The organism is Bacteroides sp. AF32-8BH, assembly GCF_003435205.1.
GTDB classification, from domain to species: domain Bacteria; phylum Bacteroidota; class Bacteroidia; order Bacteroidales; family Bacteroidaceae; genus Bacteroides; species Bacteroides ovatus.
In genome coordinates this window covers 22820-41871 of sequence record NZ_QVLZ01000056.1, presented here as the reverse complement: position 1 = coordinate 41871, position 19052 = coordinate 22820, and the positions used below count along the sequence as shown (strand labels likewise).

The following is a 19052-nucleotide window of genomic DNA, read 5'->3' as shown; positions in this document are numbered from 1 at the left end:
TCTGGGCTTTGCGCATAAAAAAGGCTGTGTCAGCGTTTTGACACAACCTCGTTCGACACCGAGAAACATCCTGTTTCTTTTAAAGGAACGAGCTGTTTCTTTAAAGACGGATATTAAATAGTTTACTTTGTAATGATTTTATCTTATTGATGTTTTTTCAGTTCTTCTTGTAAGATGACTGGTTCGTTGGTGGTAATCAAATCTACTTTCTGTTCGATCAGCGATTTCATATCTTCCACTTCGTCCACAGTCCACACATTTACTTTCAAGCCGAGTTCATGAGCTTCTTTGATCCATTCGGGGTGTTTCTTAATCACTCCCATGTGATAATCAAGACCGGCAGCACCGAGTTCCTTTAATTCTTTGGGGGACAGTTCCCCGTTAAGGTAAAATACCGGAGTACCGGCAGGAGCCAGGCGGATAAACTCTTTCATGGCATGCAGGGAGAACGTGATATATTCCATGCGGTTTTCCAGTCCCATTTTCTTCACCATGGCAAGGATTCCCTGTACGGCTTTGGTTTCACGTTTCTTGTTACTATGTGCTTTCAGTTCGAGAATCAGTCGGGTATTACAGTTTTTCCCGGCTTCCAGATATTGTTCCAGGCTGGGTAAGTTTTCTCCGTTGGATAATTTAAGTCCGGTCAGTGCGTCACCTTTGGAATACTCCATCGGTCTCATCTTGTATACAGGATCATGGTTGACCACCAACTTGTTATCCTTAGCGATCCATACGTCAAATTCTGAACCGTAACAACCGATGGAATCTGCTTTTAGAAGTGATGAAATACTGTTTTGTGATGATCCCGGAGTTTTCCAGAATCCACGGTGGGCTATCACTTTTGTCTGTGCCTGCATACAGCAAGCAACCATTAGAAGGGCAGAAGCCATCATCATTTTTTTTAAATTCATTTGTTTGGTCTTTTAAAAGTTTGATAGATTTAATTTGGTTTGGCCTCAAAATTATAAAAAAGAAAACGCAAATCAGACAATAATATGCTAATCTGCGTTAATCCTTGAGATTTTAAAATAGAAATGTTACAAAAGAATAACAGAAAGAGCAGATTCTGTTATTCTTATCAGTTAAGTATAGGCCTCTTCGTGTATTCCTCTCACCGCACGTCCGCTAGGCTCATTCAGATTCCTGAAAGCAATATCCCACGCCAGCGCTTCTGCTGTGGAGCAGGCCACACTGGGAACACTGGGTACGGTGCGTGCTGCACTTTCACTGGGGAAATGCTCTTCAAAGATACTGCGATAATAGTATTCTTCTTTATTTTGTGGCGTGTTGATAGGGAAGCGTTCGGCAGCATGTTCCATTTGCTGATCGCTCACAGCAGCAGCTGTGATTTCCCTCAATGTGTCAATCCATGAATATCCTACACCGTCACTGAACTGCTCTTTTTGTCTCCACGCCACACTTTCCGGTAACATCTCGGCAAAGGCTTCGCGAACAATCCGTTTCTCAATTTCCTTTCCGGGGCACATTTTAGCTTTCGGATTCAGGTTCATGGCTACGTCGAGGAATTCTTTATCAAGGAAAGGAACACGTCCTTCTACTCCCCATGCTGACAAACTTTTATTGGCGCGGAGGCAATCGTACATGTGCAACTTTGAAAGTTTACGTACTGTTTCTTCGTGGAATGCCTGTGGAGTGGGAGCCTTGTGGAAATACAGATAACCACCGAAAACTTCATCGGCGCCTTCACCGCTCAACACCATTTTGATACCCATCGATTTGATGACACGTGCCAGTAGGTACATGGGAGTGGAAGCGCGTACCGTGGTTACATCGTATGTCTCGATGAAATAAATGACATCACGCAGGGCATCCAAACCTTCCTGAACAGTATAGTTTATTTCGTGATGGACAGTACCGATATATTCAGCCACTTCACGTGCTTTAATCAAATCGGGAGCACCTTTTAGTCCGATGGCGAAGGAGTGGAGTTGAGGCCACCACGCATCACTCGCTCCGTCTGTTTCTATACGCTTTGCCGCATATTTTTTGGCAATGGCGGAGATGACAGAACTATCCAACCCGCCCGAAAGAAGCACTCCGTACGGTACGTCACTCATTAACTGGCGGTGTACAGCCTCTTCTAATGCTATTTTCACATCAACGGTTTGTGCATCATTCTCTTTTACGGTTTCATATTCTGTCCAGTCGCGCGAATACCAACGTTTCATTTTTCCCTCTTTACTATAGAAGTAATGTCCGGGGAGAAATATTTCATATTCGTCGCAAAATCCTTCAAGGGCTTTCAACTCGCTGCCGAAGTAGATTTTTCCCTCTTTATCTTTTCCTATATATAAAGGAATAACCCCTATCGGATCACGGGCAATTAGAAATTCATCCTTTTCCTCATCATAAAGAACGAAAGCAAAGATACCGCTAATATCTTCCAGAAAATGGATGCCTTTATCTTTGTAAAGGGCAAGAATTACCTCACAGTCACTTCCGGTCTGAAAGTTATATTTTCCCGCATATTTAGCGCGAATATCACGGTGATTGTAAATCTCACCGTTGACGGCGAGCACTTGTTTACGATCGGGAGAGTATAACGGCTGTCCGCCACTTTGCGGGTCGACAATGGAAAGACGTTCGTGTGCCAGGATGGCACTTCCGCCTACATAGATTCCACTCCAGTCCGGTCCGCGATGACGGATCTTCTGGGCCATTTTCAGTGCTTTATCTCTTAGCTCTTTCGTTTGAACTTTGATGTTGAGTATACCTGCTATTCCACACATAACTTTAATTTTTAGAGGGGGTAATGTAATCTGTTGATTGTTTATTCGCTATTTCTAAGAAGCTGACTAGTTATTCTTAATTCGTTCCATAATTGTTATCGTTTAGTTCCATAACTGTTTTCCTTTAGTTCCATATCTGTTATTCTTTAGTTCTACAGATATGGAACGAACCGATAATAGCAATCGAGCTTCTTGTTGTACACTGTTGCAAACCTTATTGTATTAGATAAGCATCTATTTCCGCAGCAGCCTTTCGTCCTCCTGCCATGGCGCGTACTACTAAGCTGGCACCAGTCTCGGCATCACCGGCAAGAAATACATTCTTTGCAAATTTGGGTTGTTCCGGTTTCAGGAATCCCATCGCCAATAATACCATATCAGCCTCGATGACTTCCTTCTTCCCTGTTGGTTTCATTGTGGGACGTCCGCCATCTGCTGCCGGAATCCATTCTACTTCTTCCACTTCTACACCTGTCACTTTTCCATTCTTTCCGAGGAACTGATTGGAAGCCAGGCACCAGCGGCGTGTACAACCTTCTTCATGGCTGGAAGTCGTTTTGAAGACTGCCGGCCATTGTGGCCAAGGAGTAGCCGGATTGTAGCCGATAGGAGGTTTCGGCATGATTTCGATTTGAGTGACACTGACGGCTCCCTGTCTCACACTGGTTCCGATGCAGTCGGAACCAGTGTCTCCGCCACCTATCACGAGAACCTTTTTGCCTTTGGCATTTACCAACTTGTCTTTCGGGAAAGTCTGTCCTGCCAGAATCCTATTCTGTTGTGCCAGCATTTCGAGTGCGAAATGAATCCCTTTCAGTTCACGTCCCGGAATACTCAAGTCACGTGCAGTGGGGGTTCCGGTACAGATGCAGTAAGCATCGAATCCTTCCGGTAAATGATTAACGTCTATTTCTACTCCCATCTCAAACTGTATTCCTTCTGCAGCCAATATCTTCATCCGTCGGTCAATTACATTTTTATCCAGTTTGAAATTAGGAATACCGAATCGTAATAATCCTCCGGGCGCTTCATCCTTATCGAATAAAGTAACGCTATATCCTTTTAAATTCAGCTGATTAGCCACCACCAATCCAGCAGGACCTGCACCAATCACCGCCACTTTCTTTCCGTTTCTTTCCGGCGTCTTTACTTGTATATATCCTTCACGAAAAGCCGCTTCTACGATAGCTGCTTCATTCTCGCGAATAGTCACCGGCTGATCGCAGGAAAGTTTCAACACACACGATTTCTCGCAAAGAGCAGGACAAATACGTCCTGTAAATTCAGGAAAATCGCAAGTAGACGACAATACTTCGTATGCCTCCTTCCATTTTCCCCTGTATAATGCATCCTGCCATTCCGGTTGTTTATTTCCTATCGGGCATGCCCAATGACAGAAAGGTACACCGCAATCCATACAGCGTGACGCCTGCAATTTACGGCTGTTTGTATTCAAAGTCTGTTCTACCTGACTATAGTCAGCGATTCGCTCGTTTACAGGGCGGTATCCCGCCTCTTGTCGAGGTATATTTAGAAATGCTTTAGGATCTCCCATCTTGTTATTTACTATTTGACGATTTACTATTTACTATTTCTAGACTATCTTATCATTTGCTATTTGACTATTTACAGACTATACTATACATTCAAATAGTAAATTGTAAATAGTCAAATTGTAAATCTAATAGTCTCTTTGCATATCTGCAATTTTTTGTTGTAACTTTCTCATTTGTTCTTCCTGCAATACTTTTTTGTATTCGATGGGCACTACTTGGATGAATTGATCTACGTAATGATTCCAGTTGTCGAGCAGGATGCGTGCCAGTTTCGAGCCTGTGTAGAGGTAATGCTGGCGGATTAGTTCGTGCAACTCTTTCCGGTAGCTGGCTTCTTCGATGAGTGACAGTTCCACCATTTCCATGTTACAGAAATAATCGAAGTTGCCGTCTTTGTTCCATACATAAGCTACACCGCCACTCATACCGGCTGCAAAGTTACGTCCGGTTTGTCCGAGGACTACCACACGACCTCCGGTCATGTATTCGCAACAATGGTCACCCACGCCTTCTACGACGGCAACTGCGCCGGAGTTACGAACAGCGAAACGCTCTCCTACACGGCCGTTGATATATACTTCACCGCTTGTTGCGCCATAAAGCAAGGTATTACCGGCGATTGTATTTTTTTCGGCTTCGAAATTGCTGCGGATAGGAGGCAATACGGAGATACGCCCGCCGCTCAATCCTTTACCCAGGTAATCATTCGCTTCACCTTCCAGTTTAAAGTTAACTCCCGGTACGAGAAAAGCTCCGAAAGATTGACCTGCCGAACCTTTGAATTTTACATTCAGCGTATGTTCCGGCAATCCTTTGGCACCATATTTCTTGGCGATTACTCCGGAAAGCATAGCACCTATTGCACGGTCTGTATTGGCAATCGTATATTCTAAAGAAATCTCTTTCTCATGTTCGATAGCTTCTTGTGCGGCATCGATGATGGTTACATCCTTTACAGCAGAAATTCCATGATCTTGGTCGATGACATGACGGATAGCCGCACTGTTGTCAACACGTGCCAGCAATTTGGTGAAGTCGATTAAAGCATGTTTCGGATTTGGGTCATTGGCATCGGACTTGCGCTCGATTAAGTCTGTACGCCCGATGATGTCATCCATCCGGGTGAATCCCATTTCAGCCAAATGCTCGCGGACTTCCTGTGCCAGGAATGTGAAAAAGTTTACTAAATATTCACTGCGTCCATGAAAGCGTTTACGTAACTCTTCATTCTGCGTGGCAACTCCTACCGGACAAGTGTTCTGATGGCATTTACGCATCATCACACAACCTAATACAATCAATGCCGAGGTGGCGAAACCATATTCTTCGGCACCCATTAAGGCCATTAAAATGACATCACGTCCGGTTTTCAGTTGTCCGTCGGCTTGCAGGACTATTTGACCACGAAGTCCGTTCAAAACCAATGTTTGCTGTGTCTCGCTCAATCCCAATTCCGGTGAGATACCCGCATAGCGGATAGAAGAAGCCGGAGAAGCACCTGTTCCCCCTTCAGCACCAGAGATGACAATTAGGTCCGCCTTTGCTTTTGCCACACCCGCAGCAATCGTACCGACGCCGCTTTCTGCTACCAGTTTCACACTGATTTTGGCCTGTGGATTTACATTTTTCAAATCGAAGATTAATTGTGCCAAATCCTCAATCGAATAAATATCATGATGAGGCGGAGGAGAAATCAGCGAAATTCCCGGAATGGAATGACGTGTTTTCGCAATCACATCGTTCACTTTAAATCCCGGTAGTTGTCCGCCTTCACCCGGTTTGGCTCCCTGTGCTATCTTGATTTGAATTTCGTCCGCATTAACCAGATATTCTGCTGTTACACCGAAACGACCGGAAGCTACCTGCTTGATTGCACTTCGTAAAGAACTGCCATCGGGCAGCGGTTGGAAACGGGCAGCGTCTTCGCCACCTTCACCGGTATTACTGCGTCCGTGAATTTTATTCATGGCAATAGCCATTGCCTCATGAGCCTCTTTGCTGATAGAACCAAAAGACATAGCCCCCGTGACGAAACGATGCAGAATGTTTTCCACCGGTTCTACCTGATCGATTGAAATCGGATTACGAGGGAATCCCAGAAAGTCACGAAGGAAAATAGGCTTCTCTTTTTCGTCTACCAGATGGGTGTACTCTTTAAATTTTTTATAACTCCCCAGTCGTGTAGCCAATTGCAGAGTGCTGATTGTTTCCGGATTCCATGCGTGCTTTTCTCCATCTTTACGGAAAGCATACAAACCGTTATTTTTTAATAACTCTTCATTTTTAATACTTTCAAATCCTTCTTTATGGAAAGCAATGGCATCTCTGGCTATTTCTTCCAGACGGATACCTTCGATCGGTGAACCGAGTCCTCCAAAATAAGCCTTGCTCAATTCTTCACTCAAACCGACAGCTTCGAAAATCTTAGCACCACGATAGGAGCGGATCGTAGAGATACCCATCTTACTCATGATTTTAAACAAGCCTTTACAGATGGATTTGATATAGTTCTTTTCAGCAGTGGTATAATCCAACTGAATATCTTTGTCTTTTACCAGTCGGTCGAGGACAGCGAATGCCATGTAAGGATTCAGGGCACTTGCTCCGAAACCCAACAATAACGCGGCGTGCATCACTTCACGTATTTCACCACTTTCTACGATCAATGCCGTTTGCACCCGTTTACCAACTGAAATCAGGTGGTGATGAACAGCGCTTACTGCCAGCAATGATGGAATGGCAGCATGGGTAATATCCACCTCACGGTCGGTCAGGACAATGTAGTTTACACCTTCCGTCACGGATTCTTCCGCCATTTTACAAAGATGGGTCAGTGCTTCCTGCAGTCCGGCTTTCCCTTTGGCAACCTCAAACAACATGGGTAGTTTGACTGTTTTGAAGCCTTTATACCGGATATTACAAAGAATATCCAGTTGGGTATTGCTTAAAATCGGATGATTCAGGCGTACCATTTTGCAATGACTTTCACTGGGCGTCAGAATATTCATACCGACTGCTCCAATGTATTCCGTCAATGACATCACCAGTTCTTCACGAAGGGGATCAATGGGCGGATTGGTTACCTGTGCAAATTGCTGACGGAAATAGTTGTAAAGCAACTGTGGTTTATCTGAAAGTACGGCGAGTGGCGTATCGTTACCCATTGAATTGATCGGTTCTGCTCCGGTGCTTGCCATCGGCATAATCAGCCTTTCGATGTCCTCTTTGGAGTAGCCGAAAGTACGAAGCATCCGGTCGTAGTTTGCTACGTGATGAGGAACTTTGCGCCCGCTTTTCAGTTCATCCAGTTCGATTCGGTTGGTAGATAGCCAGGTGCGGTAAGGCTTGGCTTCAGCCAACTGTTTTTTCAGTTCGCCGTCATAGTAGATCTCGCCTTTTTCCGTATCCACCAGCAGGATTTTGCCGGGCTGTAAGCGACCTTTTTCTTTGATGTCTCCCGGTTCGAAATCCATAACACCGACTTCCGAAGCCACTACCATCATATCGTTTTTAGTAATCAGATAACGGGCAGGGCGCAGGCCATTGCGGTCGAGCATACCTCCGGCAAATCGTCCGTCGCTGAATAGTAGTGCGGCCGGTCCGTCCCACGGTTCCATCAGGATGGAGTGGTATTCGTAGAATGATTTCAGATCCTCACTGATCGGGTTCTTCTCGTTGAAAGATTCCGGCACGAGCATAGCCATGGCATGTGGCAGGCTCAATCCTGACATCACCAGGAACTCCAGTACATTGTCCAGAGAAGCACTGTCGCTCATGCCCGGTTGTATAATCGGGCGGATTTCTTTTATATCGCCTAAAGTGGGAGTGGAGAGTACACTTTCACGGGCTTCCATCCATCCTCGGTTACCACGGATAGTATTGATTTCACCGTTGTGTGCCAGCAGACGGAACGGCTGTGCCAATCCCCATGTAGGGAATGTATTGGTACTGAAACGAGAGTGCACCAATGCCAGTCCGCTGGTAAAATAGCTATTTGTCAGGTCCGGATAATAGTTGCGCAGCTGTAATGATGAAAGCATACCTTTATATGTAATGCTTTTGGTAGAGAGTGACACAACATAAAAATCGTCTTTTGCCGGAATAGATGACAATCTGACTTTATTTTCGATTCTTTTCCGGATCAGATATAACTTCCGGTCGGCAGTTTCCGTTTCCGTAAATCCGGTGATGAACACTTGTTTGATGTCCGGTTCGTTTGCCAGAGCCGATTCTCCCAGGATTTCGGGGCAGGTGGGCACATTGCGTAAATGCATCAATGTGAGTCCTTCTTTTTCAATTTCTTCAATAATAATACTTAGAATAGCTGCCTGGTCTTTTTCGTTTTTCGGTAAAAACAATAATCCTGTGCCGTACCGTCCTTTTTCGGGGACAGGAATACCTTGTAATAAAATAAACTCATGCGGAATTTGAAGCATGATACCTGCACCGTCACCGGTCTTGTTATCCGCACCCTCGGCACCACGATGGCGCATGTTTTCTAATACCTTTAAAGCCGACTCAACAATGTCGTGTGACTTTTCTCCATGAATGTTAACCAGCATACCGACACCGCAGGCATCGTGTTCGTATGCCGCATCGTACAAGCCTACCTGTTGGGGCTGTCGTTGGTAAGGGAATCCTTCTGTTACGTTGTTAAAAAGTTCTTGTTTCTTCATTCTTACTAGCTTTATTGTATGATAATACCTGTTTGATGTATCAAATTGTTTGGCAAAGTTAATATTTTAATTTCAAAATGATAGTGAAGTTTAGCTTTTGTGTGACGCGAAATGAGAATAGGAATCTTTATTCTTTTAATTTGTTATTAAAAACAGGAAATTTGCTTTTAATTTGTTAGCTTATTTATCCTTATTTGAAGCTGATTGTAATTTGTTTCTTTTTGAGCTAAAAATAATATATTATTTAACTTTTTGATGTGTTTGCAACTTTTTTATGCGTTTCTGTCAAATAAATATGCTTTTTGTTGTCTTTATGTTATTTGTAATGTGTATATTTGCAGGCGAAATAAAAATATCATAATATGTGTGGAATAGTAGGCTATATTGGTAAACGAAAAGCCTACCCTATCCTTATCAAAGGGCTGAAGCGACTGGAGTATCGTGGATATGACAGCGCGGGGGTAGCAATCATTAGTGATGACCAACAGTTAAATGTGTATAAGACGAAAGGAAAAGTCTCTGATCTTGAAAATTTCGTCACACAGAAAGATATTTCCGGTACAATCGGAATTGCCCATACCCGTTGGGCTACTCACGGGGAACCTTGTTCTGCTAACGCCCACCCTCATTACTCTTCTTCCGAAAAGCTCGCTCTCATTCATAACGGTATTATTGAAAACTACGCCGTTCTTAAAGAAAAACTTCAAGCCAAAGGCTATATTTTTAAAAGTAGTACAGATACCGAAGTCCTCGTTCAATTAATAGAATACATGAAAGTCACTAATCAGGTCAGTCTGTTGACGGCTGTTCAGTTGGCGTTAGGGGAGGTAATTGGTGCTTATGCGATTGCGATTCTTGATAAGGAGCATCCCGATGAGATTATTGCTGCCCGTAAGAGCAGTCCATTGGTAGTGGGGATTGGAGAGAATGAGTTCTTTCTTGCTTCAGATGCTACTCCGATTGTAGAATATACTGATAAAGTGGTTTATCTGGAAGACGGGGAAATAGCTGTTTTGAATCTGGGGAAGGAGTTGAAGGTAGTCAACTTGAACAATGTCGAAATGATACCTGAAATAAAGAAGGTGGAACTCAACCTCGGTCAGTTGGAAAAAGGGGGATATCCGCACTTTATGTTGAAAGAGATTTTCGAACAGCCCGATTGTATTCGTGATTGCATGCGCGGACGTATCAATGTGGAAGCTGATAATGTGGTGCTTTCTGCTGTGATAGATCACCGGGAAAAGCTGCTGAATGCCAAACGGTTTATTATTGTTGCTTGCGGAACTTCCTGGCATGCCGGACTGATCGGTAAGCATCTGATTGAGAGTTTTTGCCGCATACCGGTGGAAGTGGAGTATGCTTCCGAATTCCGCTACCGTGATCCGGTGATTGACGGGCAGGATGTGGTGATAGCAATCTCCCAGAGTGGCGAGACGGCAGATACATTGGCTGCTGTGGAATTGGCGAAAAGCCGCGGGGCATTTATATATGGCATTTGCAATGCGATCGGCTCTTCTATTCCCCGTGCCACTCATACCGGTTCATATATTCATGTGGGTCCAGAAATCGGGGTGGCTTCTACCAAAGCATTTACCGGACAGGTCACTGTATTGGCGATGTTGGCATTGACACTTGCCAAAGCGAAAGGAACCATTGACGAACAGCATTATCTTTCAATCGTACAGGAGTTAAATCATATTCCGGAAAAAATGAAAGAGGTGTTGGAATTGAATGATACTTTGGCGGAGTTATCGAAAACTTTCACTTATGCGCATAATTTTATTTACCTGGGACGCGGATATAGTTATCCCGTTGCTCTGGAAGGTGCATTGAAATTGAAAGAAATATCGTATATTCACGCCGAAGGTTATCCGGCTGCGGAGATGAAGCATGGACCGATTGCCCTGATCGATGCGGAAATGCCGGTAGTGGTGATTGCTACCCAGAATGGGTTGTATGAGAAAGTAGTAAGTAATATTCAGGAGATTAAGGCACGGAAAGGAAAAGTGATTGCATTTGTGACGAAAGGAGATACCGTTATCAGCAAAATCGCTGACTGTAGTATCGAACTTCCTGAAACAATCGAATGTCTCGATCCGTTAATTACTACGGTACCTCTGCAACTTCTTGCTTACCACATTGCGGTATGCAAAGGGATGGATGTGGATCAGCCGAGAAATCTGGCGAAGTCGGTAACAGTAGAGTAACTTTAAGTAGTAACTAGTATATAGAGAGATGGAACAATTGAAACATGAATGTGGCGTTGCCATGATACGCTTGCTCAAACCGTTAGAGTATTACGAGAAAAAGTACGGGACATGGATGTATGGTCTTAATAAACTCTACCTGTTGATGGAGAAGCAGCATAATCGTGGACAGGAAGGTGCGGGACTGGCATGTGTGAAACTGGAAGCAAATCCGGGTGAAGAATATATGTTTCGTGAACGCGCTTTAGGTTCCGGAGCCATTACGGAAATCTTTGAAAACGTTCAAAACAATTTTAAGGATCTCACTCCCGAACAGTTGCACGATGCAGCGTATGCCAAACGAACTTTGCCTTTTGCCGGTGAAGTATATATGGGACATCTTCGTTATTCCACTACGGGAAAATCCGGAATCTCTTATGTGCATCCATTTTTAAGAAGAAATAACTGGCGTGCCAAGAATCTGGCCCTCTGCGGAAATTTCAATATGACAAATGTGGACGAGATATTTGCCCGTATCACTGCCATTGGTCAGCATCCGCGTAAATATGCCGATACATATATCATGTTGGAGCAGGTGGGACACCGTCTTGACCGTGAAGTGGAGCGTGTATTCAATCTTGCCGAAGCCGAGGGGCTTACGGGCATGGGAATCACTCATTATATAGAAGAATATATTGATTTGGCAAACGTGTTGCGCACTTCCAGCCGCGAATGGGATGGGGGATACGTGATCTGCGGATTGACCGGGAGCGGCGAGTCCTTCGCCATCCGCGACCCGTGGGGAATCCGGCCTGCATTCTGGTATCAGGATGATGAGATAGCTGTTCTTGCTTCCGAACGTCCGGTGATCCAGACTGCTTTGAATGTTCCGTTTGAGGAAATCAAAGAATTGCAACCGGGGCAAGCATTGTTAATCAGCAAAGAAGGTAAAATCCGTACTTCGCAAATTAACAAGCCGCGCGAAAATCATGCCTGTTCTTTCGAACGTATCTATTTCTCCCGTGGGAGTGATGTCGATATTTATAAGGAAAGGAAACGGTTGGGTGAAAAGTTGGTTCCGAGAATATTGAAAGCTATCAATAATGACATCGATCATACGGTTTTTTCTTTTATTCCCAATACTGCGGAGGTGGCTTTCTACGGAATGTTGCAGGGACTGGACGATTACTTGAATGAGGAGAAAGTGCAGCAAATTGCTGCATTAGGGCATCATCCGGATATGGAGGAACTGGAAGTCATTCTTTCCCGCCGCATCCGTAGCGAAAAGGTGGCGATCAAGGATATCAAACTCCGTACGTTTATTGCCGAAGGAAACAGTCGTAATGATCTGGCAGCCCATGTGTATGACATTACATACGGAAGTCTGGTACCCGGTGTTGATAATCTGGTGATTATTGACGACAGCATTGTGCGTGGTACTACGTTGAAACAAAGTATTATCGGTATTCTCGACCGTCTCGGTCCGAAGAAGATTGTGATAGTATCTTCTTCTCCGCAAGTGCGTTATCCTGACTATTACGGTATCGATATGGCAAAGATGAGTGAGTTTATCGCTTTCCGAGCTGCTGTCGAACTTTTAAAGGAGCGGGATATGAAAGATGTGATTGCGGCTGCCTACCGTAAATCGAAAGATCAGGTGGGACTGCCGAAAGAGCAGATGATAAACTATGTGAAGAATATCTATGCTCCGTTCACCGATGAGGAAATCTCTGCCAAGATGGTGGAACTGCTGACTCCCAAGGGAACAAAGGCGAAAGTGGAAATTGTCTATCAACCGTTGGAGGGATTGCACGAGGCTTGTCCGCATCATAAAGGCGACTGGTATTTTAGCGGTAACTACCCTACACCGGGAGGTGTGAAAATGGTGAACCGGGCGTTCATCGACTATATAGAACAAATGTATCAATTCTAACAACCATACAACGATTCAATAATAAGAATGAGAAATGTGACATTAATCCTTGACGACGGGAGCCGGTTTTCCGGTAAGTCGTTTGGCTACGAGAAGCCGGTGGCAGGCGAAGTAGTTTTTAATACTGCCATGACCGGATACCCGGAGAGCCTTACTGACCCTTCATACGCCGGACAGTTGATGACGCTTACCTATCCTCTGGTAGGCAACTACGGTGTTCCTCCTTTTACCATCGAACCGAATGGACTTGCCACTTTCATGGAAAGTGAGAAAATCCATGCGGAAGCGATTATCGTAAGTGACTATTCTTATGAATACAGCCACTGGAATGCGGTGGAAAGTCTCGGTGACTGGTTGAAACGCGAGCAGATTCCCGGTATCACAGGCATTGATACGCGCGAGCTGACTAAGGTTCTTCGTGAACATGGAGTAATGATGGGAAAAATCGTTTTCGATGATGAACCGGATAATGTGCCTGAAGCAGTATACGCAGGCGTCAATTATGTAGATCGTGTATCTTGCAAAGAGATTATTTGCTATCTTCCTGCCGGAACTTCACAAACTTTCTCCGTAAATAGTTCCTATGCGCAGCTTAATTCTCAATTCTCAACTTTCAATTCTCAATTTAAGAAGGTTATCCTGGTAGATTGCGGTGTAAAGACAAATATTATTCGTTGTCTGCTGAAACGTAATGTAGAAGTGATCCGTGTACCTTGGGATTATGATTATAGCGGACTCGAATTTGACGGGTTGTTTATCTCCAACGGACCGGGTGACCCGGATACTTGTGATGCTGCAGTACAGAATATACGGAAGGCGATGGTAAATGAGAAACTGCCTATCTTCGGCATCTGTATGGGTAACCAGTTGCTTTCAAAAGCGGGCGGAGCCAAGATTTATAAATTGAAATACGGACATCGTAGCCACAATCAGCCGGTGCGTATGATAGGTACGGAACGTTGTTTCATTACTTCACAAAATCATGGTTATGCCGTAGACAATAATACGTTGAGTGCAGAGTGGGAACCGTTGTTTATCAATATGAACGATGGGTCCAACGAGGGAATCAAACATAAAAAGAATCCCTGGTTCTCTGCGCAATTCCACCCGGAAGCTGCGAGTGGACCTACGGATACGGAATTCCTGTTCGACGAATTTGTAAAACTATTGTAACAATGAAAGAAAATATAAAGAAAGTATTGCTATTAGGTTCAGGTGCCCTGAAAATCGGTGAGGCTGGTGAATTTGACTATTCCGGTTCACAGGCACTTAAAGCCTTGAAAGAAGAGGGTATTGAAACCATTCTTATCAATCCGAATATTGCTACGGTGCAGACTTCCGAAGGAGTGGCAGATCAAATTTACTTTCTTCCGGTGACTCCGTACTTCGTAGAGAAAGTGATCCAAAAAGAAAAACCGGAAGGTATTATGCTGGCGTTCGGTGGTCAGACGGCTCTGAACTGTGGAGTAGCATTGTATAAAGAAGGTATTCTTGAAAAATATAATGTAAAAGTGTTGGGTACTCCGGTACAGGCCATTATGGATACCGAGGACCGTGAACTTTTTGTTCAGAAATTGAATGAGATCAATGTAAAAACCATCAAGAGTGAAGCCGTAGAAAATGCGGAAGATGCACGTCGCGCAGCAAAAGAACTGGGCTATCCGGTGATTGTTCGTGCTGCTTATGCGTTAGGAGGCTTGGGGTCCGGTTTCTGTGATAATGAACAACAGCTGGATGTGCTGGTAGAAAAAGCATTCTCTTTCTCCCCACAGGTATTGGTGGAGAAATCACTACGCGGTTGGAAAGAAGTGGAATATGAAGTGGTACGTGACCGCTTCGATAACTGTATCACCGTTTGTAATATGGAAAACTTCGATCCGCTGGGTATTCATACCGGTGAGTCTATCGTTATTGCTCCTTCACAGACGCTTACCAATAAAGAGTATCATAAACTTCGGGAATTGGCAATACGTATCATCCGCCATATCGGTATCGTGGGTGAATGTAACGTACAATATGCCTTCGATCCCGAATCCGAAGATTACCGGGTGATCGAAGTAAATGCCCGCCTTTCCCGTTCATCGGCTTTAGCATCTAAGGCAACCGGTTATCCGCTGGCTTTCGTTGCTGCCAAATTGGGATTGGGTTATGGACTCTTCGACCTGAAGAATTCTGTAACCAAGACTACTTCCGCTTTCTTCGAACCGGCACTGGATTATGTCGTATGTAAGATTCCTCGTTGGGATTTAGGTAAATTCCACGGTGTAGATAAAGAGTTGGGTTCTTCTATGAAATCTGTGGGTGAAGTGATGGCTATCGGACGCACTTTTGAAGAAGCTATCCAGAAAGGTCTTCGTATGATCGGACAGGGAATGCATGGTTTTGTGGAGAACAAAGAATTGGTTATTTCCGACATTGATAAAGCCTTGCGCGAACCGACCGATAAACGTATTTTCGTGATCTCGAAAGCGTTTCGCGCCGGCTACACCATCGATCAGGTGCACGAATTGACTAAGATTGATAAATGGTTCTTGCAGAAGTTAATGAATATTATGAAGACTTCCGAAGAACTGCATAGTTGGGGAAACAATCACAAACAGATTGCCGATCTGCCGAACGAATTGCTCCGTAAAGCTAAGGTTCAAGGTTTCTCCGATTTCCAGATTGCCCGTGCCATCGGTTACGAAGGTGATATGGAAGATGGAATTCTTTATATCCGCAAACACCGTAAAGAGGCAGGCATTCTTCCGGTAGTGAAACAGATCGATACGTTGGCAGCCGAATACCCGGCACAAACCAATTATCTGTATCTTACTTATAGCGGTGTAGCAAATGATGTGCGTTATCTGGGCGACCATAAATCCATCGTCGTATTGGGTTCCGGTGCTTATCGTATCGGTTCTTCCGTAGAATTCGACTGGTGTGGCGTACAGGCTTTGAATACCATTCGAAAAGAGGGATGGCGCAGTGTCATGATTAACTATAATCCTGAAACCGTATCTACGGATTACGATATGTGCGACCGTTTGTACTTTGATGAATTGACTTTTGAACGTGTGATGGATATTCTGGAACTGGAGAATCCGCATGGGGTAATTGTATCTACCGGCGGCCAGATTCCAAATAACCTTGCTTTGCGTCTGGATGCACAGAAGATCAATATTCTAGGTACGAGTGCCAAGAGTATTGACAATGCCGAAGATCGTGAGAAATTCTCTGCCATGCTTGACCGTATCGGTGTGGATCAGCCCCGTTGGCGTGAATTAACTTCTATGGATGACATTCAGGAGTTCGTTGAAGAGGTAGGTTTCCCCGTACTTGTTCGTCCGTCCTATGTGCTTTCGGGAGCTGCGATGAATGTTTGTTCCAACCAGGAAGAATTGGAACGTTTCTTGAAACTGGCAGCTAATGTATCGAAGAAACATCCGGTGGTAGTAAGCCAGTTTATCGAACACGCCAAGGAAGTGGAAATGGATGCGGTGGCGCAGAATGGAGAAATTGTAGCATACGCTATAAGTGAGCATATCGAATTTGCGGGAGTACATTCCGGCGACGCAACGATTCAGTTCCCGCCGCAAAAGCTGTATGTAGAAACTGTTCGCCGTATTAAGCGTATCAGCCGTGAGATTGCTAAGGCTTTGAATATCTCCGGTCCGTTTAATATTCAGTATCTGGCGAAAGACAACGATATCAAGGTGATTGAATGTAATCTGCGTGCCAGTCGTTCTTTCCCGTTTGTCAGCAAAGTGTTGAAGATCAACTTTATCGAGCTGGCAACGAAAGTGATGCTCGGTCTGCCTGTGGAGAAACCGGAAAAGAATCTCTTCGAACTGGATTATGTCGGAATCAAGGCCTCCCAATTTTCCTTCAACCGCTTGCAGAAGGCCGATCCGGTGTTGGGAGTAGATATGGCTTCTACCGGTGAAGTAGGTTGTATCGGTATGGATACTTCATGTGCTGTATTGAAGGCTATGCTTTCTGTAGGCTATCGTATTCCGCAGAAGAATATCCTGCTTTCTACAGGTACCATGAAGCAAAAAGCGGATATGATGGATGCGGCCCGTATGTTGGTGAATAAGGGATACAAACTCTTTGCAACGGGTGGTACACACAAAACGCTTGCAGAGAATGGAATTGAAAGTACTCATGTCTATTGGCCGAGTGAGGAGGGGCATCCGCAAGCATTGGAGATGCTTCATCGCAAGGAAATCGATATGGTAGTCAATATCCCGAAGAATCTGACAGCCGGAGAATTAAGTAATGGGTATAAAATCCGTCGTGCTGCCATTGACTTGAATATACCGTTGATTACGAATGCCCGTCTGGCTAGTGCATTTATCAATGCCTTCTGTACGATGAGTGTGGATGATATAGCTATCAAGAGCTGGGCAGAGTATAAATAAGCAGAATGTCATCTTTTTGAAAAGAGGCTGACATCACATTGAAATGAAAATGTTAAGGCCGTTCCTGTTATTCGGGAGCGGCCTTTGTTGTTGTAGAAATGTAATAACTCTGTCATTCATTTGTATTTCCATGTCGTTTACTTTGCGCCTGCAAAACGATAGAGATACGATATGAGAAAAAGAAACATGATTCTGGTTGCTGGTCTGTTGGCATTTACTTCAGTATGGGGACAAAACACGACTTCCGGTTGGGAAGATGAATCGGGTAAGATACCTGTAAAGGCTTATTTTGAGAGTGGAAAACTTCACTTTGCTTTTAAAAATGAAAACTTTCATTTATGGTTTGATAATCGAATTTATTTGGATGCAGCGGTCTATTCGCCCGCATCGAATGTGAATGATCTGACATCCAAAACGAATAAGGATCTGGAGGACGATGACAATCAATTCCGTTTTAGCAACGGGGTGAGTATTCGTCGTGCACGTTTCGGTGTGAAAGCCACTTTATACAAAAAATGGTTTGCAGAACTGGATCTGGATTTCGCTTACAATGAAGTGGAAATAAAAGATATGTATCTGGGCTATAAATTTAATAATCATTTCTTTGTAAAGGCGGGAAATTTTAAAGTTCCGATGAGTATGGAACGTACAACAAGTTCTAAATATCTGATGGCTTCGGAACGTCCGATGGCAGTGGAAGCTTTTGCTGACGGGCGCCGTCTGGGACTTGCCGGAACTGGTTGGGGAAAACATTGGTGGGCTTCCGCTGGAGTATTTGGTAGGGAAGTGGATATCATTCAGAAAGAGCGTAATAGAGGGAATGACGGTTATGCTCTGGCTACCCGTGTAGCAGTGTCGCCTATTTACAATGAAGATATGACGATTCATGTCGGCGGATACTTTAACTATCAGACACCTTCCGGTTCAGGTCTGGAGGATAAGACGGTTCTTTTCCGGACTTTCCCGGAGAGCAGGGTAGACCGTCGCCGATTTGTGCAAGCCGAGATTTCGAATGTCAATCATTATTATACTACAGGCTTCGAACTGGGATTCCGTTATCGTAAGTTGCTGACTTATGGAGAATATATTTATAACAACATATCCCGCTATACCTATGGTGCTAATAATCAAAAGACTGATTTGAAAAATGCAGTATTTAATGGTTGGTATGCTACGGCATCTTATATGATATTGGGAGAAAACCGTCAATACTCCCCGGATGAGGCGGAATTTGGTCCAATGAAAATGCGTCGTAAAGGGGGGGATTTGGAAGTTGCGGCTCGTATCAGTAATATAAATATGAATGATTTCCATGATCCGGCTGCGTATATTACAGGAGGTAAGGCAACCAGCTATTCTGCTTCGTTGAACTGGTATCCTGTACGTAATGTGGTGATTGGGCTGAATTACATTTATATGAATAATGATAAATATGCCGACTCTAAAGGACAAATTACCAAAGGAGGCAAACCTTTAAGTGAACTAATGCCTTCAGGAATCGATTTTAATGTATTTCAGTTGCGTACAATGATTTCTTTTTAAACGCGA

At 44.2% G+C, this 19052-nt stretch carries 9 protein-coding genes; 5 read left to right on the top strand and 4 right to left on the bottom strand.

All coding sequences use genetic code 11. The annotated features are described in order from the left end of the window. Window positions 1-143 precede the first annotated feature (143 nt). From DWZ47_RS26790 to gltB, 4 genes are all read right to left on the bottom strand, one after another. Entirely contained in the window at window positions 144-911 is a 768-nt protein-coding gene (locus DWZ47_RS26790; protein ID WP_182281671.1) for a glycerophosphodiester phosphodiesterase family protein, read from the bottom strand. A 171-nt stretch (window positions 912-1082) separates the two neighbouring features. Continuing rightward, window positions 1083-2750, bottom strand: coding sequence for an asparagine synthase B (gene asnB / locus DWZ47_RS26785; RefSeq protein ID WP_004309309.1), 1668 nt, complete (start codon window positions 2748-2750; stop codon window positions 1083-1085). Between the two features lie 214 nt (window positions 2751-2964). Then, entirely contained in the window at window positions 2965-4305 is a 1341-nt protein-coding gene (locus DWZ47_RS26780; RefSeq protein WP_117515298.1) for a glutamate synthase subunit beta, read from the bottom strand. A gap of 126 nt (window positions 4306-4431) precedes the next feature. Beyond that, window positions 4432-8982, bottom strand: a complete 4551-nt coding sequence (gltB, locus tag DWZ47_RS26775) for a glutamate synthase large subunit (protein WP_117515296.1) — start codon at window positions 8980-8982, stop codon at window positions 4432-4434. A gap of 362 nt (window positions 8983-9344) precedes the next feature. Between gltB and glmS the strand changes: the two genes are divergently transcribed. The 5 genes from glmS (at window position 9345) to DWZ47_RS26750 (ending at window position 19046) form a co-directional block, all read left to right on the top strand. Then, window positions 9345-11189, top strand: a complete 1845-nt coding sequence (glmS, locus tag DWZ47_RS26770) for a glutamine--fructose-6-phosphate transaminase (isomerizing) (RefSeq protein WP_008776596.1) — start codon at window positions 9345-9347, stop codon at window positions 11187-11189. Window positions 11190-11217: 28 nt separating this feature from the next. Further along, on the top strand, window positions 11218-13101 hold the full coding sequence (locus DWZ47_RS26765; protein ID WP_004309300.1) for an amidophosphoribosyltransferase: 1884 nt from the start codon (window positions 11218-11220) through the stop codon (window positions 13099-13101). A 27-nt stretch (window positions 13102-13128) separates the two neighbouring features. Further along, entirely contained in the window at window positions 13129-14274 is a 1146-nt protein-coding gene (gene carA / locus DWZ47_RS26760; protein WP_004309298.1) for a glutamine-hydrolyzing carbamoyl-phosphate synthase small subunit, read from the top strand. Window positions 14275-14276: 2 nt separating this feature from the next. Beyond that, the gene (gene carB, locus DWZ47_RS26755) at window positions 14277-17504 is read left to right on the top strand and encodes a carbamoyl-phosphate synthase (glutamine-hydrolyzing) large subunit (protein WP_117515294.1); all 3228 of its coding nucleotides are present in this window, start codon (window positions 14277-14279) and stop codon (window positions 17502-17504) included. A 171-nt stretch (window positions 17505-17675) separates the two neighbouring features. Continuing rightward, window positions 17676-19046 (top strand): OprO/OprP family phosphate-selective porin, encoded by a 1371-nt coding sequence (locus DWZ47_RS26750; protein ID WP_233525119.1) that lies wholly within the window; start codon window positions 17676-17678, stop codon window positions 19044-19046. Window positions 19047-19052: the final 6 nt, after the last annotated feature.